This is a genomic window from Streptomyces sp. HUAS YS2, from assembly GCF_033343995.1.
Taxonomy (GTDB): domain Bacteria; phylum Actinomycetota; class Actinomycetes; order Streptomycetales; family Streptomycetaceae; genus Streptomyces; species Streptomyces solicathayae.
Map to the genome: position 1 here is coordinate 6,217,875 of NZ_CP137573.1, position 26,335 is coordinate 6,244,209.

Genomic DNA, 26,335 nt, shown 5'->3' on the forward strand with positions numbered 1-26,335 from the left:
GTCGCTCCGACGGGGGATGCGGAGCGCAAAGGCAGTATGTCACGGGGACCCCACTGCGGTGCACCGTTACTTCATGATTGATCTGAGCTTTTCTTGAGCTTCTCGTCGGGGCTGTCGGAGGGCTGATCGGCAGGCGCGTCCGCGGCGTTGCCGGCGGGCTCGCCGGCCGGCTCGTCGGCGGTCCTCTCCTCGAGCATCGGACGGCTCGGCGCCATCACGAAGGTCGAGGGCAGGGTGGGCGCCGACTCGCGGCCCGCGTTCGCGATCACCACGGCGATGTACGGCAGCAGCAGGCCCAGCGCCAGCGCCACGAACGCCACATGCCGTTCCACGTTCCACAGCACCGCCGCCAGGATCACCGAGATGGTGCGCACCGTCATCGAGATCACGTAGCGGCGCTGCCGGCCCCGTACGTCCTCGTCCAGACCCTTGCGGGCGCCGGTGATCCGGAAGACCTCGTCTTTTCCGTGCGTCCGCATCACGTTCCACCACCAGACGTCCGTGCCGGACTCTCCCCGGTCCGGACCTGCTTCCACGGTACGCCCGCGGCCCGGACGGTCTGAGACCGGGTCACGTATGGAGCTGTCCGACATGCGCCGTATGGATGACTGGCCGAGACTGAGCCTGCATGCGCAGATTGCGCCGCACGAGGAGGCGACGATGGGCTGGTTGTGGGCGATCATCGTGGGATTCGTCCTCGGCCTGATCGCGAAGGCGATCCTGCCGGGGAAGCAGCAGATCCCGCTGTGGCTGACGACCGTGTTCGGCATTCTCGGCAGCGTTCTCGGTAACGCCGTCGCGACCTGGATCGGTGTCAACGAGACGAAGGGCATCGACTGGACACGCCACCTCCTCCAGCTGCTGGGTGCGATCGCGGTGGTGGGCCTGGGCGACATGCTGTGGGTCCAGCTCAAGGGCAACAAACGGACCGCCTGAGCCGGGCCGGGCGGGGCGGAGTGACGGCCGCCCACCGAGGAGCCCGGCCGGCAGGGACGTGAACGGCGGCCCGGGTACGCGTGGTGAAACGCGTACCCGGGCCGCCGTTCTGCGTCCTCGGGATGCTCGGGAGGTGCCGGCGCCTCAGGCCCCGGCGAACTCGATCGCCGCCAGGTTCTTCTTGCCCCGCCGCAGCACCAGCCAGCGGCCGTGCAGCAGCTCCTCCGCCGCGACCTCGGCGTCCTCGGCGGTGACCTTCACGTTGTTCACGTACGCCCCGCCCTCCTTCACCGTGCGCCGCGCCGCCGACCTGCTCGGTGCGAGACCGACCTCGGTGAACAGGTCCACGACCTGACCCAGCTCGGTGACCTTCGCGTGCGGCAGCTCCGAGAGCGCCGCCGCCAGCGTCGCCTCGTCCAGGTCCGCCAGCTCGCCCTGGCCGAACAGCGCCTTCGACGCGGCGATCACGGCCGCGCACTGGTCGGCGCCGTGCACCAGCGCGGTCAGCTCCTCGGCCAGCGCGCGCTGCGCGGTGCGGGCCTGCGGCCGCTCCTCGGTGATGCGCTCCAGCTCCTCCAGCTCCTCACGGGACTTGAAGGAGAGGATGCGCATGTACCGGGTGATGTCCCGGTCGTCCACGTTCAGCCAGAACTGGTAGAACGCGTACGGCGTGGTCATCTCCGGGTCGAGCCAGACGGCGCCGCCCTCGGTCTTGCCGAACTTGGTGCCGTCCGCCTTCGTCATCAGCGGCGTCGCCAGCGCGTGCACGACCGCGTCCGGCTCCATGCGGTGGATCAGGTCGAGGCCGGCCACCAGGTTGCCCCACTGGTCGGAACCGCCCTGCTGCAGCGTGCAGCCGTAGCGCCGGTACAGCTCCAGGAAGTCCATGCCCTGGAGCAGCTGGTAGCTGAACTCGGTGTAGCTGATGCCCTGCTCGGACTCGAGCCGCCGCGCGACCGAGTCCTTGGTCAGCATCTTGTTGACCCGGAAGTGCTTGCCGATGTCCCGCAGGAACTCGATCGCCGACATGCCGGCGGTCCAGTCCAGGTTGTTCACCATGATCGCGGCGTTCTCGCCCTCGAAGGAGAGGTACGGCTCGATCTGGCCGCGCAGCCGGTTCACCCAGTTCGCGACCGTCTCCGGGTCGTTCAGGGTGCGCTCGGCGGTGGGACGCGGGTCGCCGATCTGGCCGGTCGCCCCGCCGACCAGCGCCAGCGGCCGGTGCCCGGCCTGCTGGAGCCGGCGGACGGTGAGCACCTGGACCAGGTGGCCGACGTGGAGACTGGCGGCGGTCGGGTCGAAGCCGCAATAGAACGTGACGGGACCGTCCGCGAGAGCCTTGCGCAAAGCGTCCTCGTCGGTGGACTGGGCGAACAGCCCGCGCCACTTCAGCTCCTCGACGATGTCCGTCACGTCGTCCGTCTCCTCGTGATGAATCAGCAGTACAGATGTCCGCCCAGTCTAGGCGGGTCAGACTCCCTTGCTGACCGAGCTCATGTTGAAGTCCGGCACCCGCAGGGCGGGCATCGCGGCCCGGGTGAACCAGTCGCTCCACTCGCGCGGCAGCGTCTTCTCGGTCCGCCCCGCCTCGGAGGCCCGCGACAGCAGGTCCACCGGCGACTCGTTGAACCGGAAGTTGTTCACCTCGCCGACCACCTCGCCGTTCTCGACCAGGTAGACGCCGTCCCGGGTCAGCCCGGTCAGCAGCAGCGTCGCCGGGTCGACCTCGCGGATGTACCAGAGGCAGGTCAGCAGCAGACCGCGCTCGGTGGCGGCGACCATCTCGTCGAGCGACCGCTCGCCACCGCCGTCCAGGACCAGGTTGCCGATCGCAGGGGCGACGGGCAACCGGGTGAGGCCCGCGCTGTGCCGGGTCGTCGTCAGGTGCTCCAGCGTCCCTTCCCGCACCCAGTCCGTCGGCGCGAGCGGCAGGCCGTTGTCGAAGACCGAGGAGTCGTCGCCGGACGCGTGGGCGATCACGAACGGCGCGGACTCCAGGCCCGGCTCGTTCGGGTCGGAGCGCAGGGTCAGCGGCAGCGGCGAGAGCGTCTCGCCGATCCGGGTGCCGCCGCCGGGCTTGGAGAAGACGGTACGGCCCTCCACGGCGTCCCGGGCGGCCGACGACCAGAACTGGTAGATCAGCAGGTCGGCGACGGCGGTCGGCGGCAGCAGCGTCTCGTACCGCCCGGCGGGCAGCTCCAAGCGGCGCTGCGCCCAGCCGAGCCGGGTCGCCAGCTCGGCGTCCAGGGCCGCCGGGTCGACGTCCTTGAAGTCCCGGGTCGCCCGGCCGGCCCAGGCCGAGCGGGTGCGGTCGGGCGACTTGGCGTTCAGCTCCAGAGTGCCCTTCGGCTGGTCGTGCCGGAGCCGCAGCCCCGTCGACGTGCCCAGGTACGTGGAGGTCAGCTCGTGGTTGGCGAAGCCGTACAGCTCCCGGCTGCCGGCCCGGGCCCGGGCGAACGCCTCGCCGAGGGCGGGCGCGAAGTCCGCGAACACGGCCGAGGACGTCTCGGCGGGCGCGTCGGTGAAGTCGGGGGACGCGGGCACGCCCGCGACCAGCGGCTGGGCGTCCTCCGCGGGCCCCGCGGCCCGCGCGGCCTCCTCGGCCGCCCGCACCAGCGGCTCCAGGTCGTCCGCCGTGACGGCCGACCGGGACACGACGCCGGAGGCGGTGCCCTGCGCACCGTCGACCGTGGCGACCACGGTGAGCGTGCGGCCGCGGGTGACGCCGTTGGTGGTCAGCGCGTTCCCGGCCCAGCGCAGGTTGGCGCTCGACTCCTCGTCCGCGATGACGACGCATCCGTCCGCGCGCGACAGCTCCAGGGCGCGCTCGACGATCTCGTACGGCTTGGTGATCCGAGAGCTCATCGCCCCGCCTCCTGCGTGGTGTTCAGAATGTTCACGCCCCGGAAGAGGGCGGAGGGGCAGCCGTGGGAGACCGCGGCGACCTGGCCCGGCTGGGCCTTGCCGCAGTTGAAGGCGCCGCCCAGGACGTACGTCTGCGGGCCGCCGACCTTCTCCATCGAGCCCCAGAAGTCCGTCGTCGTCGCCTGGTACGCGACGTCCCGCAGCTGACCGGCCAGCCGGCCGTTCTCGATGCGGAAGAAGCGCTGCCCGGTGAACTGGAAGTTGTAGCGCTGCATGTCGATCGACCACGACCGGTCGCCGACCACGTAGATGCCGCGCTCCACACCCCCGATCAGATCCTCCGTGGAGAGCCCGCCCGGGTCCGGCTGCAGCGACACGTTCGCCATCCGCTGCACCGGCACATGGCCGGGGGAGTCCGCGAACGCGCAGCCGTTGGACCGGCCCAGGCCGGTCAGCTTCGCGATCCGCCGGTCGAGCTGGTAGCCGACCAGCGTGCCGTCCTTCACCAGGTCCCAGCTCTGAGCCTGGACGCCCTCGTCGTCGTACCCGATGGTCGCGAGGCCGTGCTCGGCGGTCCTGTCGCCCGTGACGTTCATGATCGGCGAGCCGTACGTCAGCTTGCCGAGCTGGTCGAAGGTGGCGAACGAGGTGCCCGCGTACGCCGCCTCGTAGCCCAGCGCCCGGTCCAGCTCGGTCGCGTGACCGATCGACTCGTGGATCGTCAGCCACAGGTTCGACGGGTCGACGACCAGGTCGTACCGCCCCGCCTCGACGCTCGGCGCGCGCATCTTCTCGGCGAGCAGGCCGGGGATCTCCTCCAGCTCCGCGTCCCAGTCCCACCCGGTGCCGGTCAGGTACTCCCAGCCGCGCCCGACCGGCGGCGCGATCGTCCGCATCGAGTCGAACTCGCCGGTCGTCCCGTCCACCGCGACGGCGGTCAGCTGCGGGTGCAACCGGACCCGCTGCTGCGTGGTCACGGTGCCCGCCGTGTCCGCGTAGAACTTGTTCTCCTGGACGGTCATCAGCGACGCGTCCACGTGCGCCACGCCCTCGGCGCCCAGCAGCCGCGCGCTCCAGTCGGCGAGCAGCGCGCTCTTCTCCTCGCCGGGCACGTCGAACGGGTTGATCTCGTACGACGAGATCCACGTCTTCTCCGCGTGCACCGGCTCCTCGGCCAGCTCCACGCGCTCATCGGACCCCGCCGCGGAGATGATCTTCGCGGACAGCTGGGCCATCGCCACCGCCTGCGAGGCGACCCGCGCCGCCGCGTCCATGGTCAGGTCGACCCCGGACGCGAACCCCCAGGCGCCGCCGTGCACCACCCGCACCGCGTACCCGAGATCCGTGGTGTCCGAGGAGCCCGCGGGCTTGGCGTCCCGGAGCCGCCAGGAGGCGCTGCGCACCCGCTCCAGGCGGAAATCGGCATGCGTCGCGCCGAGCGCGCGCGCCCGCGCGAGCGCCGCGTCGGCGAGTGCCCGCAGCGGCAGCGCCGTGAAGGCTTCGTCGAGGGAATGGGTCCCAGATGGCACAGCTGTCTCCTGTCGTGTGAGACCGGTCGTCCCTGATCATGTCGCGCTTCGGGGCGCGATGCCACGAGCTTTCTGTAGGGACCCGACAGTGGCATGCGGGTGCCACTGTCAGGGGTCGATTCCCGCGAAGAGCGACCGGACCGATAGGTTTTCGAGGTACCAGACCGCTTATCGAAAGGGTGATCCGTTGAGCCGCTCGGTTCTCGTCACCGGAGGAAACCGGGGCATCGGCCTCGCCATCGCCCGCGCTTTCGCCGAGGCCGGCGACAAGGTCGCCATCACGTACCGGACCGGGGAGCCGCCGGCCGCTCTGACCGAGCTCGGCTGCCTCGCCGTCAAGTGCGACATCACCGACACCGAGCAGGTGGAGCAGGCCTACAAGGAGATCGAGGAGAAGCACGGTCCGGTGGAGGTGCTGGTGGCCAACGCCGGCGTCACCAAGGACCAGTTGCTGATGCGGATGTCCGAGGAGGACTTCACGTCCGTCCTCGACACCAACCTCACCGGCACCTTCCGGGTCGTGAAGCGGGCCAACCGCGGCATGCTCCGTGCCAAGAAGGGCCGCGTCGTCCTGATCTCCTCGGTCGTCGGACTGCTCGGCTCCGCCGGGCAGGCGAACTACGCCGCCTCGAAGGCCGGCCTGGTCGGCTTCGCCCGTTCCCTCGCCCGTGAGCTGGGTTCGCGCAACATCACGTTCAACGTCGTCGCGCCCGGTTTCGTCGACACCGACATGACCAAGGTGCTCACCGACGACCAGCGCGCGGGCATCGTGTCCCAGGTTCCGCTGGGTCGCTACGCGCAGCCGGAGGAGATCGCCGCCGCGGTCAGGTTCCTCGCCTCCGACGACGCCTCGTACATCACTGGAGCCGTCATCCCGGTTGACGGCGGATTGGGCATGGGTCACTGATCACCATGAGCGGAATTCTCGAAGGCAAGCGCATTCTGATCACCGGCGTGCTGATGGAGTCCTCCATCGCGTTCCACGCCGCGAAGCTGGCCCAGGAGCAGGGCGCGGAGATCATCCTCACCGCCTGGCCCCGGCCCACGCTGACCGAGCGCATCGCCAAGAAGCTCCCCAAGCCCGAGAACGTCAAGGTCCTCGAGCTCGACGTCTCCAACGACGAGCACCTCGCCCGCCTGGAGGGCCAGGTCCGCGAGCACCTGGGCGACCGCATCGACGGCATCGTCCACTCCATCGGCTTCGCCCCGCAGGACGCGCTCGGCGGCAACTTCCTCAACACGCCGTTCGAGTCGGTCGCCACCGCCATGCACGTCTCGGCCTTCTCGCTGAAGTCCCTGACCATGGCGCTGCTGCCGCTGATGAGCGAGGGCGGTTCCGTCGTCGGCCTCACCTTCGACGCGAAGTTCGCCTGGCCGCAGTACGACTGGATGGGTCCGGCCAAGGCCGCCCTGGAGGCCACCAACCGCTACATGGCCCGCGACCTCGGCAAGCAGGAGATCCGCTGCAACCTGGTCTCCGCCGGCCCGCTCGGCTCCATGGCCGCCAAGTCCATCCCGGGCTTCGGCGAGCTGGCGAGCGTCTGGGACTCCCGCTCCCCGCTGGAGTGGGACCTGTCCGACCCGGAGCCGGCCGGCAAGGCCATCGTCGCCCTGCTGAGCGACTGGTTCCCGAAGACGACCGGCGAGATCATCCACGTCGACGGCGGCCTGCACGCCATCGGCGCGTAGCCGCCTGGCGGCGGGTATCCGGACGAGCCTGCGTGGGCGGTGCCCCGCCCACCGGACGGAGTCCGGTGCAGCCGTCCGAAGCCCGGGAGGCCCGCCAGGGCCGAGCGGTGCGAGGGCGGCAGGGAGAACGCAGTCGACCGGCGAGATCATCCACGTCGACGGCGGCCTGCACGCCATCGGCGCGTAGCCGCCTGACGGCGGGTATCCGGACCGTCGGCGCGTAAGCGCCGCGCAGGCGTCACGAGGGCCGGTGGGCCGCCCCGACGGGGTGGCTCGCCGGCCCTCGGGCTTTGCGGAACGGGTTCGAGTCGAAAAGTCCGGCGGATCACCCCAGACTGGTCGGAGCATGACGTTTCTGTCTGCCGACGGGGAGGAGGTGCGGCCGTGCGTGCAAAGCACCGCAGAGCGGTCGGGGTCTCCTCGGCCGCCGTACTCCTCGCCGGCACCGCCACCGTCCTCGCCGAGGTACGCGCCGCACCCGCGGTCCCGGCCGAACGGCCCCCGGCGTACGAGGCGTCCTGCAGCACCACCGTCGAGGGCTCGCGGGTCACGGCGTACTGCCACAACCCCTACCCCCGCACCGACCGCGTCCGGTTGCACGTCGAGTGCGAGAAGTGGTGGGACGTGGACACCGACAGCGCCCCCGTCGACGTCGGCCCCACCGCCTACGCCGAGCTGACCGGCCGCTGTTGGAAGGACGTCCGGACCGCCTGGCTCACCCACCAGCCTGAGCGGGACTCCGCAGGCACATGAACGGGTAGCTCGCCGCCTCGGCCGCCGCCGTGTCCCCGTCTCCGGCCCGGATCGCGGCCACCAGACGCCCGTGATCCATGTGGTTCTCCGGCCGCAGCACCTCACCCACGTCCTCGCGCAGCCAGTCCCGCAGGAGATCCCCGAGGTCCGCGTAGAGGCCGGTCAGCACGTCGTTGTGGGAGGCCGCCACCACCGCGTGGTGGAAGGTCGCGTCCGTCGTCACGAACCGCTCCGCGTCGCCCGACGCCCACGCCTCCTCGCGTCGCGCGAGCAGCGTCTCCAGCTGCCGTACGTCCCGCTCGGTGCGCCGCTCCGCGGCGAGCCGCGCCGCCGAGGACTCCAGCGTCGACCGCACCTCGGCGACGTGCCGCGGGTCCGAACCGGCGAACCGCCGGTGCATCACCCCGGCCAGCTCGCTGGTCGCGAGGACGTACGTGCCCGAGCCCTGGCGGATGTCGAGCAGCCCGTTGTGCGCGAGCGCGCGGACCGCCTCGCGCACGGTGTTGCGGGCCACGCCCAACTGCTCGACCAGCTCGGGCTCCGTCGGGATGCGCGAGCCCACCGGCCACTCGCCGGACGTGATCTGGTTCCGCAGTTGCGCGATCACCTGGTCCGACAGCGCGGAACGCCGGGGCGAGCTGAGCGCCATGAGGTGCACCTTCCATTCGTTCCGCATTGGTTCCACATTGGACAACCAATCATCCCATGATTCTATGATGGCTCCATGTCAGACGAGCCCAAGACCCTCGACCCCGCACCCGCGACCACCCGTTCGTCCACCCCCTCGCCCGCGCCCGCCGCGCCCGCCGCTTCCACCGGCAGCGGACCCGGCCCCTGGGTCGCCCGGCTCGTCGTCGTCGGACTCGCCCTCGCCGCGCTCAACCTCCGCCCCGCCATCACCAGCCTCGGCGCCCTCCTCGAAGAGGTCCGCGAGGGGCTGCACATGAGCGGCAGCGTCGCCGGCGTCCTCACCTCCGTGCCCCCGCTCTGCTTCGCGATCTTCGGCATCACCGCCCCGCGCCTGGCCCGCCGCTTCGGCCCCGCCGCCGTCGTCGGCGCCGGCATGGCGGCGATCTTCGCCGGACTCGCGATCCGCCCCTTCGCCTCCGGCACCGCCGGCTTCCTCGCCGCCAGCGCGCTCGCCCTCATGGGCATCGCCGTGAGCAACGTCCTGATGCCCGTCATCGTCAAGCGGTACTTCCCCGACCGCATGGGCACCATGACCGGCCTCTACTCCATGGCCCTCGCGCTCGGCACCTCCCTCGCCGCCGCCGCGACCGTCCCCATGACCGAGGCACTCGGCGGCAGTTGGCGCACCGGCCTCGGCGTCTGGGCCGTGCTCGCCGCGCTCGCCGTCCTGCCGTGGCTCCCGCTGCTCCGCGACCGGGACCGCGACCGAGCCGGCAAGAGCCGCGCGGCGGACGCCGGTACGGCCGCCCCGCCGGCCGAACCCGCTCCGGCCGAGCCCCCCGTACGCATCACCCGTAGCCGCACCGCCTGGGCCCTCGGCGTCTTCTTCGGCCTCCAGGCCACCGGCGCGTACATCACCATGGGCTGGATGCCGCAGATCTTCCGCGACGCCGGCGTCCCCGCCTCCACGGCCGGTGTGCTGCTCGCCGTCACGATGGTCATGGGCGTCCCGCTCGCCTTCGTCATCCCGCGCCTCGCGACCCGGATGCGCAACCAGGGCCCGATCGTCGTCGCCCTCGGACTGTGCGGCGTCACCGGCTACCTCGGCCTCTTCTTCGCCCCCGCCGCCGGCGCCTGGGCCTGGGCCGTGCTGCTCGGCGTCTCCAACTGCTCCTTCCCGCTCGCCCTCACCATGATCGGCATGCGCTCGCGCACCGGCGCCGGGGTCGTCCGGCTCTCCGCCTTCGCGCAGAGCGTCGGCTACCTGATCTCCATCCCCGGACCGCTCGTCGTCGGCGTCCTCTACCAGCACAGCGGCGGCTGGGACCTCCCGCTCGCGCTGATGGCGGGCCTGCTGATCCCGCAGATGATCGTGGGCACCCTCGCCGGACGGGACCGGACGGTCGAGGACGAACTCTGAGATGCGAGACTGGGTCCATGCCAGTGCTCGACCCGAACCCCCAGAACGGCCAGAAGAAGCTCCTGCTCGTGCTCGGCGCGATGCTCGGAATCTCGGTCGTGATCGCCGTCATCGCCACGATCGCCTCGCCCTGAGGCCCTTGGAGTCCGAAGCCCTGAGACCCTCGAAACCCCGTCCTCGGTAGGGCAGGCCCCCGCATCCCCTAGGGGGCCGGCGTCAGGGTGAAGTGGGTGGATCACCGGATGGGCCGGGCGCCGCCCGCTCCGTACGTTGGTGACATCGCAGCAGCGGATGTCCCGACCCCACGGAGGCGGCCATGTCGGCCCGTACGCACACCAGCACCCGGACCCCGGCGGCAGGCGTCGACACCCGGCTGCCGTGGTGGGCCCTCGCCCTCCCGGTGGCCGCCTTCGTCGCGCTCTTCCTGCTGATCGCGGACCCCGGCCAGGCGCACGCCGCGGCCGGCTCCGGCGACCCCGCGGTCGGCCGGTTCCTGGAGTCCCTCCAGCACACCCTGAGCCGCTGAACCCCTGCGGGTGCAGTCGCCCCAACCCCCTGCGCCCGACGGCCCGTTTCGTGCGAAGCTGGGGTGCATGAGCGTCGAGACACCCCGCAAGATCGTGTTGCTCCGCCACGCGAAGGCCGACTGGCCCGACGTGTCCGACCACGATCGTCCGCTGGCCGACCGCGGTCGCAAGGACGCCCCCGTGGCCGGCCGGCAGCTCGCCGGGACCGGCATCGCCTTCGACCTGGCCCTCTGCTCGACCGCCGCCCGGACCCGCGAGACCTGGAAGCTGGCGGTGCAGGAGCTGCCGCACCGCCCCAGGACGGTGTACGAGGAGCGGATGTACGAGGCCTCCCTCGGCGAGCTGATCGCCCTGGTCAACGAGACCTCCGACGAGGTCGGCAGCCTGCTGCTGATCGGCCACAACCCCGGCATGCACGCGCTCGCGGACGCGCTGGCCGGCGAGGCCGAGGGCGATCTGCTGCCCCGGATGAACCGCACCGGCTTCCCGACGGCAGCCTTCGCGACGCTCGAGTTCAACGGCTCCTGGAAGTCCGTGGAGCACGGCGTCGGCCGGCTGACCGACTTCTGGACGCCGCACGCCTGACCCGTACGCGCGAGGGTGCCCGGCCCCGTACGCGCGACAGCGAAGGGCCCGGCCGTCTCACGACGGCCGGTCCCTTCGTACGTCACGCGCATCGGCGCGGCGTCAGTGCAGGAGGTCGTCCTCGTCGACGTCCGCCGCCTCGACCTCCTCGCGGGTGATGCCCAGCAGGTACAGCACGGTGTCCAGGAACGGCACGTTCACCGCCGTGTCCGCCGCCCGGCGGACCACCGGCTTGGCGTTGAAGGCCACGCCCAGCCCCGCCGCGTTCAGCATGTCCAGGTCGTTCGCGCCGTCGCCGATCGCGACGGTCTGCGCCAGCGGCACGCCCGCCTCGGCGGCGAACCGGCGCAGCAGCCGCGCCTTGCCGGCCCGGTCCACGATCTCCCCGGTGACCCGGCCGGTCAGCCGGCCGTCCACGATCTCCAGGGTGTTGGCCGAGGCGAAGTCGAGCCCCAGCCGCTCCTTGAGGTCGTCGGTGACCTGCGTGAACCCGCCCGAGACGACGCCGACCTGGTAGCCGAGCCGCTTGAGCGTGCGGATCAGGGTGCGGGCGCCCGGGGTCAGTCGTACCTCGGCGCGGACCTTGTCCACCACCGAGGCGTCCAGGCCCGCCAGGAGCTCCACCCGGGCGTGCAGCGACTGCTCGAAGTCCAGTTCGCCGCGCATCGCGGCGGCGGTGACCTCGGCGACCTTGTCCTCGCAGCCCGCGTGGGCCGCGAACAGCTCGATGACCTCGTCCTGGATCAGCGTCGAGTCGACGTCCATGACGACGAGCCGCTGCGCGCGGCGGTGCAGGCCGGCGGAGACGACGGCGACGTCCACGCCGATCTCGTGGGCCTCGGTGGCCAGCGCGGTCCGCAGCGGCTCCGTCTCACAGCCCGACACCGCGAACTCGACCGCCGTCACCGGATACTTCGCGAGCCGGAAGATACGGTCGATGTTGCCGCCGGTCCCGGTGATCCGGGACGCTATGGCGGCGGTCTGCTCCGAGGTCAGCGGGTTGCCGAGCACGGTGACGTGCGAGCGTCCACTGCCGCGCGGCCGGTTGTCACCGGTGCCCGAGATGATCTCGGCCTGCAGCTTCAGCGATTCCGCCCAGCTGTGCACCGTCGCCCGCAGCTCGCCCTCGGACGTGACGGACGGCTCCGTGACGAGGGCGCACAGCACGATGCGGCCCCGGGTGACGACCTGCTCGATGTCGACCACGTCGACGGAGAAGGCGGCCAGGGTGTCGAACAGCCCGGCGGTGATCCCGGGACGGTCCTTCCCGAAGATCTTGACGAGAAGAGTGGGAACGTCTGAGGTCTGCGATGCGCTCATGGTGCTCCCACCGTATCGGGCACCGGGTGCCACCCGATCCCCCGTCCCGAGTGGCGGACAAAGGTGTGGCCGTCCCGCCTTCCCAGGTTGGCCCGCGCGTCGCCGGCCCGCTACCCGGGTCGGCGGGAGTGCCGAGGACGGCCCGGCCGCGGTACTGCGGCCGGAATCACATCGCGGGCGCCCGCGTCCCGCCTCGCCGTCCGGTCCGCGCCCCGGTCACCCCGAGTCGTCCGGAGTCGTCCCGTCCCAACCGATCCGTACGGACTTATGAACCCTCCCCACGTTCCAGTGCTTCCGTCCCGCGCCGACGAGCCCTCAAAGGGCCGTGTCTCAAGGGCACTTCGCGCCAAGGTGGGCGGCTGTTGCGGGGTCTTCACACCGCCCGACTTTCGGTTCGAGGCCCGGGCCTGAAATAGTTCCCCACGATGTTCGCCATCCCTAGACTCCCAGCGACGGGGGTACATCGGGGGACAAGTAGTGGGGCATGGAGTGCCAGAACTCGTACTGGAATTGAACGGAAGAACCTGGACCCTCGATCCGTCCAGGTCGTACACCCTCGGACGTGATCCGCAGGGCGACCTGGTGATCGACGACGCCAGGGTCTCGTGGCGCCACGCCACCATCAGCTGGGGCGGCCGGAGTTGGGTCATCGAGGACCACGGCTCCACCAACGGCACGTTCGTGCAGGGGCAGCGGATCCACCAGATGGAGATCGGCCCCGGCTCCGCCGTGCACCTCGGCAACGCGACCGACGGCCCCCGGCTGAATCTCGCCGGTGCCGCCCAGGCCGCCCCGGCGCAGCAGGCGCCCGCGCACCAGGCCGCCGCCGGCTGGTCCGGCGCGCAGGCCCAGCCCACGCCGCAGGCCCAGCCCCAGCAGGGCTGGCAGCAGCAGCCGGTGCAGCCCCAGGCGCAGGTCCCGCAGCAGCAGGCGTACCCGCAGCCGCAGCAGGGACAGGGCCCCGGCATCGGCGCAGCCGCGGGGGCCGCGCCGGTCTACGGCGACCGCAGCCCGACGACGTTCCACCAGCTCGCGCTCGGGCACGTCATGCGCATCGGTCGTGCGCTCGAGAACGAACTGGTCGTCTCCGACCTGCAGGTCTCGCGCCACCACGCCGAGTTCCACGCGACGCCCGACGGCCGGATGGAGATCCGCGACCTCGGCTCGCACAACGGCACGTACGTCAACGGTCAGCCGATCCCCAAGGGCGGCACCGCCCTCCTCGGCCCCAACGACACGGTCGGCGTCGGTCACTCGACCTTCCGGATCGTCGGCGGCCGGCTCGAGGAGTTCGTCGACACCGGCGAGGTCTCCTTCTCGGCCCGCCACCTGACCGTGACGGTCGACGGCGGCAAGCAGATCCTCAAGGACGTCACCTTCGGCGTTCCCGAGAAGTCGCTGATCGGCGTCATCGGCCCCTCCGGCTCCGGCAAGTCCACCCTGCTCAAGGCGCTCACCGGCTACCGGCCCGCCGATCAGGGTGACGTGCTGTACGACAACCGGAGCCTCTACAAGCAGTTCGCCGAGCTGCGCCAGCGCATCGGTCTGGTCCCGCAGGACGACATCCTGCACAAGGAGCTGACCGTCAAGAAGGCCCTCAAGTACGCGGCCAAGCTCCGCTTCCCCGGCGACACCGCCGAGGCCGAGCGCGAGGCCCGTATCGACGAGGTGCTGCGCGAGCTGAAGCTCGACATCCACAAGGAGAAGAAGGTCACCTCCCTCTCCGGTGGCCAGCGCAAGCGCGTCTCCGTCGCGCTGGAGCTCCTGACCAAGCCGTCGCTGATCTTCCTGGACGAGCCGACCTCCGGCCTCGACCCGGGCATGGACCGCGACGTCATGCAGCTGTTGCGCGGCCTCGCCGACGACGGCCGCACGGTCCTCGTCGTCACCCACTCGGTGGCCGAGCTGGCGCTCTGCGACAAGCTCCTCGTGATGGCCCCCGGCGGCTCGGTCGCGTACTTCGGTCCGCCGGAGGAGGCGCTCAACTTCTTCGGCTACACCACCTGGGCCGACGTCTTCTCCGCCTTCGAGAACTACCGCGACTACGACTGGGCGGGCCGCTGGAAGGGCTCGCAGCACTACCAGATGTACGCCGCGGACATCGACGCCGTCGCCGCGCAGCCGGTCCAGATGCCGCCCCAGGCCATGGTCCGGCCGCCGAAGCCGCAGGGCTGGGGCTCCCAGCTGTGGACGCTGATCCGCCGCTACTCCTCGGTCATCGCGTCCGACAAGGGCTTCATGGGCCTGATGGTGATCCTGCCCGCCGTCCTCGGCGCGGTCTCCGTGGTCATCCCGGCCGACTTCGGCCTCGCGCCGCCCAAGCCGCCGTCCCGGTTCAACGGCGATGCCGGCACGATCATGCTGATCCTCGCGGTCGGCATGTGCTTCTCCGGCGCGGCCAACTCGGTCCGTGAGCTGATCAAGGAACGGGTCATCTACGAGCGGGAGCGTGCCACCGGCCTGTCCCGCTCCGCGTACCTGATGTCCAAGGTCATCGTCCTCGGCGTGATCACCGCGATCCAGGGCGTCATCATCTGCGGCATCGGCTTCGCCACCCGCGACCTGCCGGCCGAGGGCCTCGTCATGCCGCCTGCCGTCGAGCTCTGCGTCACGGTCATCGCGCTCGGCTTCACCTCGATGATGTTCGGCCTGGTCATCTCCTCGCTGGTGAAGACCGCCGAGAAGACCATGCCGCTGCTCGTCATGTTCGCGATCGTCCAGGTCGTGTTCACCGGCATCCTCTTCCAGGTGTACGGCTCGCCCGGCCTGGAGCAGTTCGCCTGGCTGATGCCGTCCCGCTGGGCCATCGCCGCCGCGGGCGCCACGCTCGACCTGGCGCACCTGATGCCGCCGTGGGACCACAAGGACCCGACCAACCTGGACCCGCTGTGGGACCACTCGGTCGGCCAGTGGGGTCTCAACCTGAGCATCCTGATCATCATCGGCGTGGCCTGCGGCTTCGCGGTGGCGCGCCTGCTGCGCCGCCACGAGCCCGAGGTCATGCGCAAGTAAGGCGCACGACAGCACGCCGAAGGGCGGCACCCCTGCTGGGGGTGCCGCCCTTCGGCGTGTGGGCGCGGAGCGTCGAGCAGGCTCAGTACGCGCTGTTCACGTTGTCCATGGAGCCGTAGCGGTCGGCGGCGTAGTTGCACGCGGCGACGATGTTGGCGACCGGGTCGTACTGGTCCCAGGAGGTGCCGGCGATGTGGTACGCGTCGAAGGTCGGCTTGATGACCTGCAGCAGGCCCTTCGAGGGGACGCCGTTGATGGCGTTGATGTCCCAGTTGTTGATGGCCCGCGGGTTGCCGGAGGACTCACGCATGATGTTGCGGTGGATGCCCTCGTAGGTGCCCGGGATGTTGTGCTTGTCCATGATGAAGAGCGCCTCGCGGATCCAGCCGTCGAGGTTGTTCGCGAAGACCGGCTTGCGCGCGGCGGCGCGGCTGGCGGCGGTCTTCGCCGCGGCGCGCTTCTTCGCGTCGGCCTTGGCCTTGGCGACGGCGTCGGCCTTGGCCTTCGCGGCGGCCTTCGCCTTGGCGGCGGCCTTCGCCTTGGCGGCAGCCTCGGCCTTGGCCTTCGCGGCGGCGGTCTGCTTGGCCTGCAGGCTCACGGCGTTCTGCTGCTCGGTGAGGCCGGCGTGCAGCGCCTTCGCCTGCGCGCTGTCGGCGTTGTAGGCCCAGGCGACCGGCTTGGTGTTGGTCAGGGCCTGCGGCTCGGTCTCGGCGGAGGCGTCAGTGCCGGAGGCGAGGGAGAACGTGAGGGCGGCGGCGCTCAGGGCGGCCACACCGGCGATGGAGAGCTTGTGCTTCTTGTTCAGGCGATAGTGACCAGGGGTGTTCGCAGACATGCAGGACTACCTCTTCGAATAGCGCGGGGGTCGCTCAGGCCGGGGCGGCTGCGCCTCTTCGGCGGCGACGGACGCAATTCTTAGCGGCAGCAAAATCCTGTGGCAAAGGTGTGACGTACGATCCCGAGTAGTGGATCAGGGGGCGGGGGATGCCCCCCCGACGCCGCCCCGCGACCGGCCCCAGCAGTACTCACCTGGTGCCTACGTCACCACTAGCGTGGTTCGTAAGTGACCTGGGTCCTATGCGCGGGCTCACACCGGCCCCGGGCCGGTCTCACCATCCGTTGCGTGCGCAATGCGCACAGTGAGACGCCTCCGCCGGGAGGATGAGGTGCACGTCCCCGAACTCGTGCCAGAGGTAGCGCTCCCTCAGCGCCTCGGCGTACGCGGCCTCCAGCGCGGGCCGCCCGGCGACCGCCTCCAGCATCAGCAGATGCGAGGCCTCCGGCTCGTGCAGCCCGGTCAGCAACCCGTCCACCACCCGTACCCCCCGCTCCGGCGTGACCACCAGATCCGTCCACCCCGAGGCCGCCCGCACCACCCCGTCCCGCACCACCCCGTCCCGCCCGGCCTCGGGCCGCCGCTCGGGCGCGACCGTCGCCGACTCCAGCGCCCGCACGGCCGTCGTGCCCACCGCGATCACCCTGCCCCCGCCCGCCCGGGCCGCGTTCACCAGCCACGCCGTCGTCGTCGGCACCTCGAACCACTCCGGGTACGGCGGCTCGTGCGCCTCCGTCGACGCCACCCCCGTGTGCAGCGTCAGCGGAGCGAACTGCACCCCCCGGCTGACCAGCTCCGCCACCAGCTCCGCCGTGAACGGCCGACCCGCGCTCGGCATCTCCGCCGACCCCGCGCCGTCCGCCGACGGGAGCGCGAACACCGTCTGGTATGCCTCCAACGGCTGGTCCCGCTCCGTGTACCCGTACCGCACCGGCCTCCCGTACCGCGCCAGCAGCCCCGGCACCCCCACATCCGCCCGAGCCCACCACAGCCGCGAGCCTCTCCCCACGCCCCCAGGGGGCGAGGGGAGACCCCCAGGCTCCAGCGGCGCCTCCAGCACCAGCCGCGCGCCTCCCGGCAGCCGCACCACCGCGCCCGCCGGGCCGCCCGCCCGCATCCGGGTACTGCCCCGGCCGTCCGGCGCCCGCAGCTCCACCGCCCACCGGCCGTCCTCGCCCCGGGTCGAGAAGTGCACGACGACCGCCTCCCCGCCCAGCCGCCCCGTCACCGCCGCGGCCAGCGTCGGCGAGGTGTTCACCACCAGCACGTCACCCGCCCGCAGCATCCCCGGCAGCTCCCGGAACGCGTGGTGCGACACCTCCGTACCCCGCGACACCAGGAGCCGTACGTCGTCCCGCCCCGAGCCCCGCTGCTCGGCCGGCACCCGCGCCGACAGCTCCTCCGGAACCCTCAGCCCCTTCAGCCCGGTCCGCGCCGCCGCACTCACCCGGTCACCCCCAGCAGCTCGGGCGCCGTGTACCGGCTGCTCGCCGCGCGCTCGTCGAGCAGCCGCAGGAACGCCGGGACGACCTCCTCCGGCAGCGGCGCGCCCGCCGCCTCCTCCGGCTCGGCCGCCGCCAGCATCTCCGTCCGCATGCCCCCGGGATCCACCCACCACACCCGCAGCCCCGGCTCCTCCACCGCCAGCACCGCCGACAGCTGGTCCAGCGCGGCCTTCGTCGCCCCGTAGCCGCCCCAGGTGCGGTACGCCTCCACGGCCGCGTCCGAGCTGATGTCCAGCACCGCCCCCTCCGGCGCCGCGCGCAGCAGCGGCAGCGCCTCCTGGATCAGCCCGAGCGGGGCCACCACATTGACCTCGAGCGCCGCCCGGAACCGGTCCAGCGGGTGACTCTCCAACGGCACCAGCGGCTCGACGCCCAGGATCCCGGCGTTGTTCACCAGCAGATCGAGGCCGCCGAACTCCGCCGCCGCGGCCACCAGCTCCTTGCGGTGCGCCGGGTCCGTGACATCGCCGGGCAGCGCCGCCACCTCGACCCCGTGGCCGCGCAGCCCGTCCGCCGCCTCCTCCAGCGCCTTCGCCGTCCGGGCGTCCAGGACCAGGTCCCAGCCCCGGCCGGCCAGTGCGTGTGCCAGCGCCCGGCCCAGACCCCTGGACGCCCCCGTGATGATCGCGACAGGCATGCCGTCCATCCCCTCGAGAAATGTTCCATCGACGGGATCCAGCGTCCGGCCGCGCACCCGCCCGCCGCCTCGTCCCCGGGCCCCGACCCGGCAAGGCACTTCGACCTAGGCCGCCGGGCCCAGGCCCCGGCCGTCTCCGGTCGGATACGGACCGTCACACCCCACCGGTACGGTGAAGTCATGAGTCACCGACCGAGCTCCGGCCTCGCCGCCGTGAGCACCGCGCTGCTGGCGATGAGCCGCCGGATGGAGGTCCGCGACGTCCTCAAGACGATCGTGGCGTCCGCGCGTGAGCTGCTCGACGCCGAGTACGCGGCGCTCGGCGTGCCGGACGACCACGGCGGCTTCGCCCAGTTCGTCGTCGACGGCGTCAGCGACGCGCAGTGGAAGGCCATCGGCCCGCTGCCCCGGCAGCACGGCATCCTCGCCGCGATGCTCCACAAGGCCGAGCCCGAGCGGCTCGCGGACGTGCGCACGGATCCGCGCTTCGAGGGCTGGCCCGCCGCGCACCCGGAGATGTCGGACTTCCTCGGCCTGCCGATCCGCGACGGCGACGAGATCCTCGGCGCCCTCTTCCTCGCCAACAAGCGCTGCCCCAAGCCGGCCGGCGGCTGCGGCTTCACCGCGGAGGACGAGGAACTCCTCTCGATCCTCGCCCAGCACGCCGCGATCGCCCTGACGAACGCCCGGCTGTACGAGCGCAGCCGCGAGCTCACCATCGCGGAGGAGCGCTCCCGGCTCGCGCACGAGCTGCACGACGCGGTCAGCCAGAAGCTGTTCTCGCTGCGGCTCACCGCCCAGGCCGCCGCCGCGCTCGTCGACCGCGATCCCGCCCGCGCCAAGGGCGAACTCCAGCAGGTCGCCGCGCTGGCCGCCGAGGCCGCGGACGAGCTGCGTGCGGCGGTCGTCGAACTGCGCCCCGCCGCGCTCGACGAGGACGGGCTCGTCCACACCCTGCGCACCCAGGTGCAGGTCCTGGACCGTGCCCACACGGCGAGGGTCACGTTCGACGGTTCGGGGGTCCGCGCGCTCCCGGCCGCCCAGGAGGAAGCCCTCCTGAGGGTCGCCCAGGAGGCTTTGCACAACGCGCTGCGGCACTCCGGCGCCGAACGGGTCGAAGTGACCCTCGTCCGCCACGGCCAGGGCGCGCTGCTCACCGTCACCGACGACGGACGGGGCTTCGAACCGAGCGCGGTCCGCAAGGCGGGCCGGCACCTCGGCCTGGTCTCCATGCGGGATCGCGCCGGCGGGGTCGGCGGCAGACTCACCGTGACCTCGGCGCCCGGCCGCGGCACCACGATCGAGATGGAGGTCCCCGGTGGCTGAGAACGAGAGGGGCAGCGCGGAGCGCTTCGTCGGAAGGGCGGTGGTGGGAGGCGGGAGGGTCATCAGGGTGCTGCTGGTGGACGACCACCAGGTGGTCCGCCGAGGCCTGCGCACCTTCCTGGAAGTACAGGACGACATAGAGGTGGTCGGCGAGGCCGCCGACGGCGCGGAGGGCGTGGCGCGCGCGGAGGAACTGAGACCCGACGTCGTCCTCATGGACGTGAAGATGCCGGGCATGGACGGCATCGAGGCCCTGCGGAAGCTGCGCGAGCTGGCGAACCCGGCGAAGGTGCTGATCGTCACCAGCTTCACCGAGCAGCGCACGGTGGTCCCCGCGCTGCGCGCGGGCGCGTCCGGCTACGTCTACAAGGACGTCGACCCGGACGCCCTGGCCGGAGCGATCCGCTCGGTCCACGCCGGCCACGTCCTGCTCCAGCCGGAGGTCGCCGGCGCCCTCCTGAGCCAGGACGACGGGCACGGCGGCACGGGCCGGGGCTCCACACTCACGGAACGCGAACGCGAGGTCCTGGGCCTGATCGCGGACGGCCGTTCGAACAGGGAGATCGCCCGAGCGCTGGTCCTGTCGGAGAAGACGGTGAAGACCCACGTCTCGAACATCTTGATGAAGCTCGACCTGGCGGACCGCACGCAGGCGGCGCTCTGGGCGGTTCGCCACGGTCTGACGTCATAGCCGCGACGATCATGTTCATACTGTCGGGCGAATATCCCCCACATGGCGCAACCGCGCCGTCCGGTGACCGTTCTCCATGGCGTACTGCACGGCACCGACCAGGAGGATCCCGAACATGAACAGCTTCAAGAAGGCCGCCGCTCTCACCATGGTCGCGGGCGGCCTCGTCGCCGCCGGCGCGGGCGTCGCGTCCGCCCACGGCGGCGCCGACGCGAACGCCGAGGCCGTAGGCAACCCCGGCGTCGTCTCCGGCAACGTGGTCCAGGCCCCCGTCCACGTCCCGGTCAACGTCACCGGCAACAGCATCAACGTCATCGGCCTCCTGAACCCCGCCTTCGGCAACACCACCGCCAACCACTGACGTGACCGAGCGGACACGGGAGCCGCTCGGCCCAACGACTCGGTAGAAGCTGCCCGCCGGGGGCCTGGGGGCGACAGCCCCCGGTACCCCCGGGGTCCGGGGCGGAGCCCCGGTTTCGGGAAGGGGCGGGGTGGGGGGGGAGAAGCCCGCCGCAGGCGCCCACCCCCACCCCGCCCCCCAACCCCGGCACCCCCTACCGCTCCCGCTCCTCCACCCACGCGTTGTACGCCGCCACCTGCGCCCTCCGCGCCACCCTCTCCACCGGCCGCAACGCGGCCCCCCGCGCCGCCATCTCCGCCGCGCTCACCGCACCCCCTTGCCCGTTCTCGTACGCGAGGGACACCAGCAGCGACACCCGCTGTGCCAGCTCCAGCACCCGCACCGCCCGCGCCGGGTACCCCGGCGCCAGCACCTCAAGCCCCGCCGACGCCTCCGCCCGCGCCCGGTAAGCGTCCCGCGCCGCGTCCGCCACCGGCCCCGACCCGGCCACGTCCAGCTTCGTCAGCACCGCCGTCGCCTCGCGCAACGCCTCGGCGAGCTCCCGCTCCGCCTCCCCGAGCGACGGCACGTCCGCCGGCGGCGCCTCCCGTACCGCCAGGCACTGCCAGACGACCTCCACATGGACGTCGCCCGCCGGCCCCCGCTCCGTGACCTCCGGCACCAGCCCGTACGGCGCGCCGTAGCCGACCACGGCCTCCTCCGCCTCCAGCGCCCGCGCGTTGAAGTCCGGCGGGCCGCTGAGCCCCAGCGGATGGCCCGGCGCGGGGAGCGCCACCCGCCACCCCGTGACCCCGAGCCGCCGCAGCCGCCCGAGCGCCAGCGTCAGCCCGACCGGCCCCGCCTCACCCGGCAGCCCCTCCACCCGATGCACCGCGTCGTCCCCGACGATCGCCTCCGCCGCGTCGTCCGGCGACACCGCTCCGGCCAGGAGGGCGTTGCCCCAAGCGGCCAGGCGTCCTGAGCGTGGTTCCCAAAGCATGCCCCCAGACTAGGGACTCACCGCGCCCCCGACGCCGGTACGGGCAAGTACCGGCCCTAGGGACCGTGGCGCTCCGGCAGTGGCGTAGGTTTTCCCTGGACGCCGCGCCCGCCCGCGCAGGCGACGACACGACTCGACCGCAAGGGGAGACAACGCGACCATGAGCGATGTACTGGAGCTGGTGGACGTATCAGTGGTCCGCGACGGACGCGCTCTGGTGGACGAGGTCTCGTGGTCGGTCAAGGAGGGCGAGCGCTGGGTCATCCTCGGGCCCAACGGCGCCGGCAAGACCACTCTCCTCAACCTCGCCTCCAGCTACCTCTTCCCGACCACCGGCACCGCCCGGATCCTCGGCGAGCAGCTCGGCGGCGTCGGCACGGACGTCTTCGAGCTCCGCCCGCGCATCGGCATGGCCGGCATCGCCATGGCCGAGAAGCTCCCCAAGCGCCAGACCGTGCTGCAGACCGTCCTCACCGCCGCGTACGGCATGACCGCGACCTGGCACGAGGACTACGACCCGGTCGACGAGGACCGCGCCAAGGCCTTCCTCGACCGCCTCGGCATGACCGAGTACCTGGACCGCAAGTTCGGCACCCTCTCCGAGGGCGAGCGCAAGCGCACCCTGATCGCCCGCGCGATGATGACCGACCCCGAGCTGCTGCTCCTCGACGAGCCCGCCGCCGGTCTCGACCTCGGCGGCCGCGAGGACCTGGTCCGCCGGCTCGGCAGGCTCGCCCGCGACCCGTACGCCCCCTCCATGGTCATGGTCACGCACCACGTCGAGGAGATCGCCCCCGGCTTCACGCACGTGCTGATGATCCGTCAGGGCAAGGTGCTCGCCGCCGGCCCGATGGAGACCGAGCTGACCTCCCGCAACCTCTCCCGCTGCTTCGGCCTGCCGCTCGTCGTCGAGCGCAACGGCGACCGCTACAGCGCCCAGGGCCTGCCCCTCAAGTAGCCGCGGCGCGCCGCAGTTCACACCGGACACCCGCTCAACCCCCGCCGTACGCACAGGGCGTCGCGACCCGCACAGAGCCGCGCCCTGTCCCCGGCGGCCCCCGCCGCCCTACCATGACCCCGTGGACATCGACGCATGGGTCTGGTGGCTGATCGGAGCGGTGGGGCTCGGCATCCCGCTGGTCCTGACCGCGATGCCCGAGTTCGGCATGTTCTCCGTCGGCGCGGTCGCCGGCGCGGTGACCGCCGCACTCGGATTCGGCGTGGTGGCGCAGGTGATCGTCTTCTGCGTCGTCTCCGTCGCACTGATCGCCGTGGTCCGGCCGATAGCTGCCCGGCATCGCGACGGGCGGCCCCAACTCGCCACCGGCATCGATGCCCTGAAGGGCCGTCAGGCCGTCGTCCTGGAACGGGTGGACGGCAGCGGCGGCCGCATCAAGCTCGCCGGCGAGGTCTGGTCGGCCCGCACACTCGACACCGGGCAGACCTTCGAACCCGGCCAACAGGTCGACGTCGTCGAGATCGACGGGGCCACGGCCGTGGTGATGTGACTGTGTGACAGAACCTCGCACACGACGTCCCGCCGTCTGGGAAACTCGATCATCGAAATCAACCCGGCAGTCGACCGGCAGCGAAGGGCACGGGGAGCACGATGCCATCCGTCATCATCGTCCTGATCATCCTGGTGGTGCTTGTCTTCATCGCACTGATCAAGACGATCCAGGTCATCCCGCAGGCCAGCGCCGCGATCGTGGAGCGCTTCGGACGCTACACCCGCACGCTCAACGCGGGCCTCAACATCGTCGTCCCGTTCATCGACTCGATCCGCAACCGGATCGACCTCCGTGAGCAGGTCGTCCCGTTCCCGCCGCAGCCGGTGATCACCCAGGACAACCTGGTCGTCAACATCGACACCGTCATCTACTACCAGGTGACCGACGCCCGGGCGGCGACCTACGAGGTCGCCAGCTACATCCAGGCGATCGAGCAGCTCACCGTCACCACGCTGCGCAACATCATCGGCGGCATGGACCTGGAGCGGACCCTCACCTCACGCGAGGAGATCAACGCGGCGCTGCGCGGCGTCCTCGACGAGGCCACCGGCAAGTGGGGCATCCGCGTCAACCGCGTCGAGCTCAAGGCCATCGAGCCGCCGACCTCCATCCAGGACTCGATGGAGAAGCAGATGCGCGCCGACCGTGACAAGCGCGCCGCGATCCTCACCGCCGAAGGTACGCGCCAGGCCGCCATCCTCACCGCGGAGGGCGAGAAGCAGTCGCAGATCCTGCGCGCCGAGGGTGAGGCCAAGGCCGCCGCCCTGCGCGCCGAGGGCGAGGCCCAGGCCGTCCGCACCGTCTTCGAGGCCATCCACGCCGGCGACCCGGACCAGAAGCTGCTCTCGTACCAGTACCTCCAGATGCTCCCGAAGATCGCCGAGGGCGACGCCAACAAGCTCTGGATCGTGCCCAGCGAGATCGGCGACGCCCTCAAGGGCCTCTCCGGCGCCTTCGGCAACATCGGCGGGGGAGTCCCCGGCTTCAACACCGGCGGCGGATCCGCCGCCGGCAAGGAGTCCGCACCGGGCGTCGGCGCACAGCGCCGCGAGGAACCCCCGGTTGACTGACACGTACACGTAATGCTGCATGATCGGTGAGAGCCCCTCGACCCCGACGCTTCGTCAGGGCGGGGAGGCGACTCACTGACCATGTAAGGAGATGGCGTTGTCCATCTGGGAAGCACTGGCAGTCTTCGCCGCCGGCATCGGAGCCGGCACCATCAACACCATCGTCGGATCGGGAACCCTGATCACGTTCCCCGTGCTGCTCGCGACCGGCCTCCCGCCCATCACCGCGAACGTCTCCAACACCCTCGGCCTGGTCCCCGGCTCCATCAGCGGAGCCATCGGCTACCGCGCCGAACTCGAAGGCCAGAAGGCCCGCGTCCTCCGCCTCGGCGCCGTGGCCCTCCTCGGCGGACTCCTCGGCGCGATCCTGCTGCTCGCCCTGCCCTCCGACGCCTTCGACACGATCGTCCCGGTCCTGATCGGCCTCGCGCTCGTCCTCGTCGTCCTCCAGCCCCGCATCGCCGCCGCGGTGAAACGCCGCCGCGAGGTCAGTGGCACCGAGGCCCCCCGCCACGGCGGCGTGCTCCTCCTCGTCGGACTCTTCCTCGCCAGCATCTACGGCGGCTACTTCGGCGCCGCGCAGGGCGTCCTGTACCTCTCGCTCATGGGACTGCTGCTGAACGAGAGCATCCAGCGCATCAACGCCGTCAAGAACGTCCTGGCCGCCGTCGTCAACGGCGTCGCCGCCGTCTTCTTCGTCTTCGTCGCCGATTTCGACTGGACGGCCGTGCTGCTGATCGCCGTCGGCTCCACCATCGGCGGCCAGATCGGCGCCAAGGTCGGCCGCCGGCTCTCGCCCACCGTCCTGCGCGGCGTCATCATCGCGGTCGGCATCGTCGCGATCCTCCAACTCACCCTGAACTAGCGGCAGAAGCCGGCAAACGAAGGAGCCCGCCCCCGGCAACGGGGGCGGGCTCCTTCGCTCAGCACGTACGGGATCAGGCCGCCGACTCGCCCAGCCACTCCGGCAGCTCGGCCCGCTCGCCGGCCCGCATCGCGAGCAGCATCGCGTCCGCCGGCGTCGGCACGAACGGCTGGTGCAGCAGCGGCATCCCCGCCTGCTCCGGAGTCCGGTCCGCCTTGCGGTGGTTGTCCTCGGCACAGGATGCCACCGTGTTCAGCCAGCTGTCCCCACCACCCTGCGCCCGCGGCACGACATGGTCCACCGTCGTCGCCCGCCGCCCGCAGTACGCACAGCGGTGCTGGTCCCGGACCAGCACCCCTCTCCGTGACCACGGAGCCTGTCTTCGGAACGGCACCCGTACGTAGCGGCAGAGCCTGATCACCCGGGGCACCGGAATGTCGACGGCGGCGGCACGCATGCGAAGACCGGGATGGGCCTGCTCCACGACGGCCTTGTCCGTCAGGACAAGCACCACCGCACGGTTGAGTGTGACCGTCGAAAGCGGCTCGAAGCTCGCGTTCAGTACCAGCGTGTCCCGCATTGTGCCCACCTCCCGTGTGCCGGCCCAGCCCACCTGGCGGGGCTTCCTGGCTCGGATCAACTCTGGCCGGGCGCGCCGGGTAGGACAACGCAATATCTGCGCAACGAAAGATGCCCGCTTCTGATCTCTCCAAGACCAGAAGCGGGCAAACAACAAACGAACGCTGAACGCGCTACGCGGGGGCCTCGTACTCCGCCACCAGCTGCGCACGCCCCAGCGTGTGGAACCGCAGGTTGAACCCCACGGCCGCCGGCGAGGTGTCCGCGTCGGGCCCGAGCCGCTCACTGTCCACCGCGTACACCGTGAACACGTAGCGGTGGTTCTCCCCGGCCGGCGGCGCCGCCCCGCCGAAGTCCTTCGACCCGTAGTCGTTGCGGGCCTGCACGACACCTGCCGGCAGCCCCTCGAACGACCCCGAGCCCGCGCCCGTCGGAAGCTCCGTCACCGACGCCGGGATGTCGAAGGCCACCCAGTGCCAGAAACCGCTGCCCGTCGGCGCGTCCGGGTCGAAGCAGGTGACGGCGAAACTCTTCGTCGCCGCCGGGAAGCCCTCCCAGCGCAGATGGGGAGAGGTGTTCCCCGCCGCGTACACCTGAGCGTCCTCGAGCACCCCGCCCGGCACGACGTCGTCGCTCACCACGGTGAACTCCGGCACCGGCGGGTGGAAGTCGTGCGGGAGCGGCGCCCTCTTGCCCTCGGTCACGTCTGA

Annotated in this window: 28 protein-coding genes; 16 read left to right on the forward strand and 12 right to left on the reverse strand. The window is 71.5% G+C overall.

Annotated features, from left to right (window positions below):
- Positions 1 to 71: 71 nt before the first annotated feature.
- Positions 72 to 479 carry a DUF3099 domain-containing protein gene (locus R2D22_RS28800; protein WP_318110042.1) on the reverse strand — a complete coding sequence of 136 codons (408 nt, stop codon included), beginning with the start codon at positions 477 to 479 and terminating at the stop codon, positions 72 to 74.
- 181 nt (positions 480 to 660) lie between these two features.
- Between R2D22_RS28800 and R2D22_RS28805 the strand changes: the two genes are divergently transcribed.
- Positions 661 to 936: a GlsB/YeaQ/YmgE family stress response membrane protein gene (locus R2D22_RS28805; RefSeq protein ID WP_318110044.1), complete on the forward strand. Its 276-nt coding sequence runs from the start codon at positions 661 to 663 to the stop codon at positions 934 to 936.
- Between the two features lie 144 nt (positions 937 to 1,080).
- Here the strand turns inward: R2D22_RS28805 and tyrS are convergent, their stop codons facing one another.
- The 3 genes from tyrS to R2D22_RS28820 are packed head-to-tail and all read right to left on the reverse strand — an operon-like array spanning position 1,081 to position 5,330.
- Entirely contained in the window at positions 1,081 to 2,349 is a 1,269-nt protein-coding gene (gene tyrS, locus R2D22_RS28810; protein WP_318107607.1) for a tyrosine--tRNA ligase, read from the reverse strand.
- 57 nt (positions 2,350 to 2,406) lie between these two features.
- Positions 2,407 to 3,801, reverse strand: a complete 1,395-nt coding sequence (locus R2D22_RS28815; RefSeq protein WP_318107608.1) for a metallopeptidase TldD-related protein — start codon at positions 3,799 to 3,801, stop codon at positions 2,407 to 2,409.
- Positions 3,798 to 5,330: a TldD/PmbA family protein gene (locus tag R2D22_RS28820; protein ID WP_318107609.1), complete on the reverse strand. Its 1,533-nt coding sequence runs from the start codon at positions 5,328 to 5,330 to the stop codon at positions 3,798 to 3,800. The genes R2D22_RS28815 and R2D22_RS28820 overlap by 4 nt, the downstream gene beginning before the upstream one ends.
- Before the next feature lie 187 nt (positions 5,331 to 5,517).
- Here R2D22_RS28820 and fabG point away from each other — a divergent pair, with 187 nt between their 5' ends.
- The 3 genes from fabG to R2D22_RS28835 all read left to right on the forward strand — a co-directional run bounded on the left by fabG (position 5,518) and on the right by R2D22_RS28835 (position 7,772).
- Entirely contained in the window at positions 5,518 to 6,237 is a 720-nt protein-coding gene (gene fabG, locus R2D22_RS28825) for a 3-oxoacyl-[acyl-carrier-protein] reductase (protein WP_318107610.1), read from the forward strand.
- A gap of 5 nt (positions 6,238 to 6,242) precedes the next feature.
- Complete coding sequence (fabI, locus tag R2D22_RS28830; RefSeq protein WP_318107611.1) at positions 6,243 to 7,019, forward strand: enoyl-ACP reductase FabI; 777 nt, start codon at positions 6,243 to 6,245, stop codon at positions 7,017 to 7,019.
- A gap of 384 nt (positions 7,020 to 7,403) precedes the next feature.
- Entirely contained in the window at positions 7,404 to 7,772 is a 369-nt protein-coding gene (locus R2D22_RS28835; RefSeq protein WP_318107612.1) for a hypothetical protein, read from the forward strand.
- Here the strand turns inward: R2D22_RS28835 and R2D22_RS28840 are convergent.
- Entirely contained in the window at positions 7,735 to 8,421 is a 687-nt protein-coding gene (locus tag R2D22_RS28840) for a FadR/GntR family transcriptional regulator (protein ID WP_318110045.1), read from the reverse strand. The two genes, R2D22_RS28835 and R2D22_RS28840, sit on opposite strands and share 38 nt — an antisense overlap.
- 75 nt (positions 8,422 to 8,496) lie before the next feature.
- On the opposite strand from R2D22_RS28840, the gene R2D22_RS28845 reads away from it, so the two are divergent.
- The 4 genes from R2D22_RS28845 (at position 8,497) to R2D22_RS28860 (ending at position 10,934) form a co-directional block, all read left to right on the forward strand.
- Positions 8,497 to 9,822, forward strand: a complete 1,326-nt coding sequence (locus R2D22_RS28845) for a CynX/NimT family MFS transporter (RefSeq protein WP_318107613.1) — start codon at positions 8,497 to 8,499, stop codon at positions 9,820 to 9,822.
- Between the two features lie 17 nt (positions 9,823 to 9,839).
- Positions 9,840 to 9,956 (forward strand): SGM_5486 family transporter-associated protein, encoded by a 117-nt coding sequence (locus R2D22_RS28850; RefSeq protein ID WP_261992078.1) that lies wholly within the window; start codon positions 9,840 to 9,842, stop codon positions 9,954 to 9,956.
- Positions 9,957 to 10,138: 182 nt separating this feature from the next.
- A complete protein-coding gene (locus tag R2D22_RS28855; RefSeq protein ID WP_318107614.1) occupies positions 10,139 to 10,348 on the forward strand; it encodes a hypothetical protein in 210 nt (69 codons plus the stop codon).
- A gap of 67 nt (positions 10,349 to 10,415) precedes the next feature.
- The gene (locus tag R2D22_RS28860) at positions 10,416 to 10,934 is read left to right on the forward strand and encodes a SixA phosphatase family protein (protein WP_318107615.1); all 519 of its coding nucleotides are present in this window, start codon (positions 10,416 to 10,418) and stop codon (positions 10,932 to 10,934) included.
- A 102-nt stretch (positions 10,935 to 11,036) separates the two neighbouring features.
- On the opposite strand, the gene serB is transcribed toward R2D22_RS28860, so the two are convergent.
- On the reverse strand, positions 11,037 to 12,254 hold the full coding sequence (gene serB, locus R2D22_RS28865; protein WP_318107616.1) for a phosphoserine phosphatase SerB: 1,218 nt from the start codon (positions 12,252 to 12,254) through the stop codon (positions 11,037 to 11,039).
- Positions 12,255 to 12,743: 489 nt separating this feature from the next.
- On the opposite strand from serB, the gene R2D22_RS28870 reads away from it, so the two are divergent.
- A complete protein-coding gene (locus R2D22_RS28870) occupies positions 12,744 to 15,266 on the forward strand; it encodes an ABC transporter ATP-binding protein/permease (protein ID WP_318107617.1) in 2,523 nt (840 codons plus the stop codon).
- Positions 15,267 to 15,348: 82 nt separating this feature from the next.
- On the opposite strand, the gene R2D22_RS28875 is transcribed toward R2D22_RS28870, so the two are convergent.
- The 3 genes from R2D22_RS28875 to R2D22_RS28885 all read right to left on the reverse strand — a co-directional run bounded on the left by R2D22_RS28875 (position 15,349) and on the right by R2D22_RS28885 (position 18,243).
- Positions 15,349 to 16,101: a transglycosylase SLT domain-containing protein gene (locus R2D22_RS28875; protein ID WP_318107618.1), complete on the reverse strand. Its 753-nt coding sequence runs from the start codon at positions 16,099 to 16,101 to the stop codon at positions 15,349 to 15,351.
- A 274-nt stretch (positions 16,102 to 16,375) separates the two neighbouring features.
- Positions 16,376 to 17,548 (reverse strand): S-adenosylmethionine:tRNA ribosyltransferase-isomerase, encoded by a 1,173-nt coding sequence (locus R2D22_RS28880; protein WP_318107619.1) that lies wholly within the window; start codon positions 17,546 to 17,548, stop codon positions 16,376 to 16,378.
- A complete protein-coding gene (locus R2D22_RS28885; RefSeq protein WP_318107620.1) occupies positions 17,545 to 18,243 on the reverse strand; it encodes an SDR family NAD(P)-dependent oxidoreductase in 699 nt (232 codons plus the stop codon). Before R2D22_RS28885 ends, R2D22_RS28880 begins: the two co-directional genes overlap by 4 nt.
- A 180-nt stretch (positions 18,244 to 18,423) precedes the next feature.
- Here R2D22_RS28885 and R2D22_RS28890 point away from each other — a divergent pair, with 180 nt between their 5' ends.
- From R2D22_RS28890 to R2D22_RS28900, 3 genes are all read left to right on the forward strand, one after another.
- Positions 18,424 to 19,569, forward strand: a complete 1,146-nt coding sequence (locus tag R2D22_RS28890; protein WP_318107621.1) for a GAF domain-containing sensor histidine kinase — start codon at positions 18,424 to 18,426, stop codon at positions 19,567 to 19,569.
- A 43-nt stretch (positions 19,570 to 19,612) separates the two neighbouring features.
- The gene (locus R2D22_RS28895) at positions 19,613 to 20,260 is read left to right on the forward strand and encodes a response regulator (RefSeq protein WP_318110047.1); all 648 of its coding nucleotides are present in this window, start codon (positions 19,613 to 19,615) and stop codon (positions 20,258 to 20,260) included.
- Between the two features lie 115 nt (positions 20,261 to 20,375).
- Complete coding sequence (locus R2D22_RS28900; protein WP_318107622.1) at positions 20,376 to 20,621, forward strand: chaplin; 246 nt, start codon at positions 20,376 to 20,378, stop codon at positions 20,619 to 20,621.
- A 193-nt stretch (positions 20,622 to 20,814) separates the two neighbouring features.
- Here R2D22_RS28900 and R2D22_RS28905 read toward each other — a convergent pair whose 3' ends face one another.
- Positions 20,815 to 21,600, reverse strand: coding sequence for a hypothetical protein (locus R2D22_RS28905; protein ID WP_318107623.1), 786 nt, complete (start codon positions 21,598 to 21,600; stop codon positions 20,815 to 20,817).
- Between the two features lie 160 nt (positions 21,601 to 21,760).
- On the opposite strand from R2D22_RS28905, the gene R2D22_RS28910 reads away from it, so the two are divergent.
- From R2D22_RS28910 to R2D22_RS28925, 4 genes are all read left to right on the forward strand, one after another.
- Positions 21,761 to 22,558 carry an ABC transporter ATP-binding protein gene (locus tag R2D22_RS28910; protein ID WP_318107624.1) on the forward strand — a complete coding sequence of 266 codons (798 nt, stop codon included), beginning with the start codon at positions 21,761 to 21,763 and terminating at the stop codon, positions 22,556 to 22,558.
- A gap of 121 nt (positions 22,559 to 22,679) precedes the next feature.
- A complete protein-coding gene (locus R2D22_RS28915; protein ID WP_318107625.1) occupies positions 22,680 to 23,108 on the forward strand; it encodes an NfeD family protein in 429 nt (142 codons plus the stop codon).
- A gap of 101 nt (positions 23,109 to 23,209) precedes the next feature.
- Positions 23,210 to 24,181 carry an SPFH domain-containing protein gene (locus R2D22_RS28920; RefSeq protein ID WP_318107626.1) on the forward strand — a complete coding sequence of 324 codons (972 nt, stop codon included), beginning with the start codon at positions 23,210 to 23,212 and terminating at the stop codon, positions 24,179 to 24,181.
- Between the two features lie 91 nt (positions 24,182 to 24,272).
- Positions 24,273 to 25,046, forward strand: coding sequence for a sulfite exporter TauE/SafE family protein (locus R2D22_RS28925; RefSeq protein WP_318107627.1), 774 nt, complete (start codon positions 24,273 to 24,275; stop codon positions 25,044 to 25,046).
- A gap of 73 nt (positions 25,047 to 25,119) precedes the next feature.
- Here R2D22_RS28925 and R2D22_RS28930 read toward each other — a convergent pair whose 3' ends face one another.
- Positions 25,120 to 25,626 carry an HNH endonuclease gene (locus R2D22_RS28930; protein WP_318107628.1) on the reverse strand — a complete coding sequence of 169 codons (507 nt, stop codon included), beginning with the start codon at positions 25,624 to 25,626 and terminating at the stop codon, positions 25,120 to 25,122.
- Positions 25,627 to 25,798: 172 nt separating this feature from the next.
- Positions 25,799 to 26,329, reverse strand: coding sequence for a YbhB/YbcL family Raf kinase inhibitor-like protein (locus R2D22_RS28935; protein ID WP_318107629.1), 531 nt, complete (start codon positions 26,327 to 26,329; stop codon positions 25,799 to 25,801).
- Between the last annotated feature and the right edge of the window lie 6 nt (positions 26,330 to 26,335).

Coding starts and splice junctions, on each gene's coding strand:
- R2D22_RS28800 (WP_318110042.1), bottom strand. CDS start 479: ATGCGGACGCACGGAAAAGACGAGGTCTTCCGGATCACCGGCGCCCGC.
- R2D22_RS28805 (WP_318110044.1), top strand. CDS start 661: ATGGGCTGGTTGTGGGCGATCATCGTGGGATTCGTCCTCGGCCTGATC.
- R2D22_RS28815 (WP_318107608.1), bottom strand. CDS start 3,801: ATGAGCTCTCGGATCACCAAGCCGTACGAGATCGTCGAGCGCGCCCTG.
- fabI (WP_318107611.1), top strand. CDS start 6,243: ATGAGCGGAATTCTCGAAGGCAAGCGCATTCTGATCACCGGCGTGCTG.
- R2D22_RS28840 (WP_318110045.1), bottom strand. CDS start 8,421: ATGGCGCTCAGCTCGCCCCGGCGTTCCGCGCTGTCGGACCAGGTGATC.
- R2D22_RS28845 (WP_318107613.1), top strand. CDS start 8,497: ATGTCAGACGAGCCCAAGACCCTCGACCCCGCACCCGCGACCACCCGT.
- R2D22_RS28850 (WP_261992078.1), top strand. CDS start 9,840: ATGCCAGTGCTCGACCCGAACCCCCAGAACGGCCAGAAGAAGCTCCTG.
- R2D22_RS28855 (WP_318107614.1), top strand. CDS start 10,139: ATGTCGGCCCGTACGCACACCAGCACCCGGACCCCGGCGGCAGGCGTC.
- R2D22_RS28860 (WP_318107615.1), top strand. CDS start 10,416: ATGAGCGTCGAGACACCCCGCAAGATCGTGTTGCTCCGCCACGCGAAG.
- serB (WP_318107616.1), bottom strand. CDS start 12,254: ATGAGCGCATCGCAGACCTCAGACGTTCCCACTCTTCTCGTCAAGATC.
- R2D22_RS28875 (WP_318107618.1), bottom strand. CDS start 16,101: ATGTCTGCGAACACCCCTGGTCACTATCGCCTGAACAAGAAGCACAAG.
- R2D22_RS28885 (WP_318107620.1), bottom strand. CDS start 18,243: ATGCCTGTCGCGATCATCACGGGGGCGTCCAGGGGTCTGGGCCGGGCG.
- R2D22_RS28890 (WP_318107621.1), top strand. CDS start 18,424: ATGAGTCACCGACCGAGCTCCGGCCTCGCCGCCGTGAGCACCGCGCTG.
- R2D22_RS28900 (WP_318107622.1), top strand. CDS start 20,376: ATGAACAGCTTCAAGAAGGCCGCCGCTCTCACCATGGTCGCGGGCGGC.
- R2D22_RS28905 (WP_318107623.1), bottom strand. CDS start 21,600: ATGCTTTGGGAACCACGCTCAGGACGCCTGGCCGCTTGGGGCAACGCC.
- R2D22_RS28910 (WP_318107624.1), top strand. CDS start 21,761: ATGAGCGATGTACTGGAGCTGGTGGACGTATCAGTGGTCCGCGACGGA.
- R2D22_RS28920 (WP_318107626.1), top strand. CDS start 23,210: ATGCCATCCGTCATCATCGTCCTGATCATCCTGGTGGTGCTTGTCTTC.
- R2D22_RS28925 (WP_318107627.1), top strand. CDS start 24,273: ATGGCGTTGTCCATCTGGGAAGCACTGGCAGTCTTCGCCGCCGGCATC.
- R2D22_RS28930 (WP_318107628.1), bottom strand. CDS start 25,626: ATGCGGGACACGCTGGTACTGAACGCGAGCTTCGAGCCGCTTTCGACG.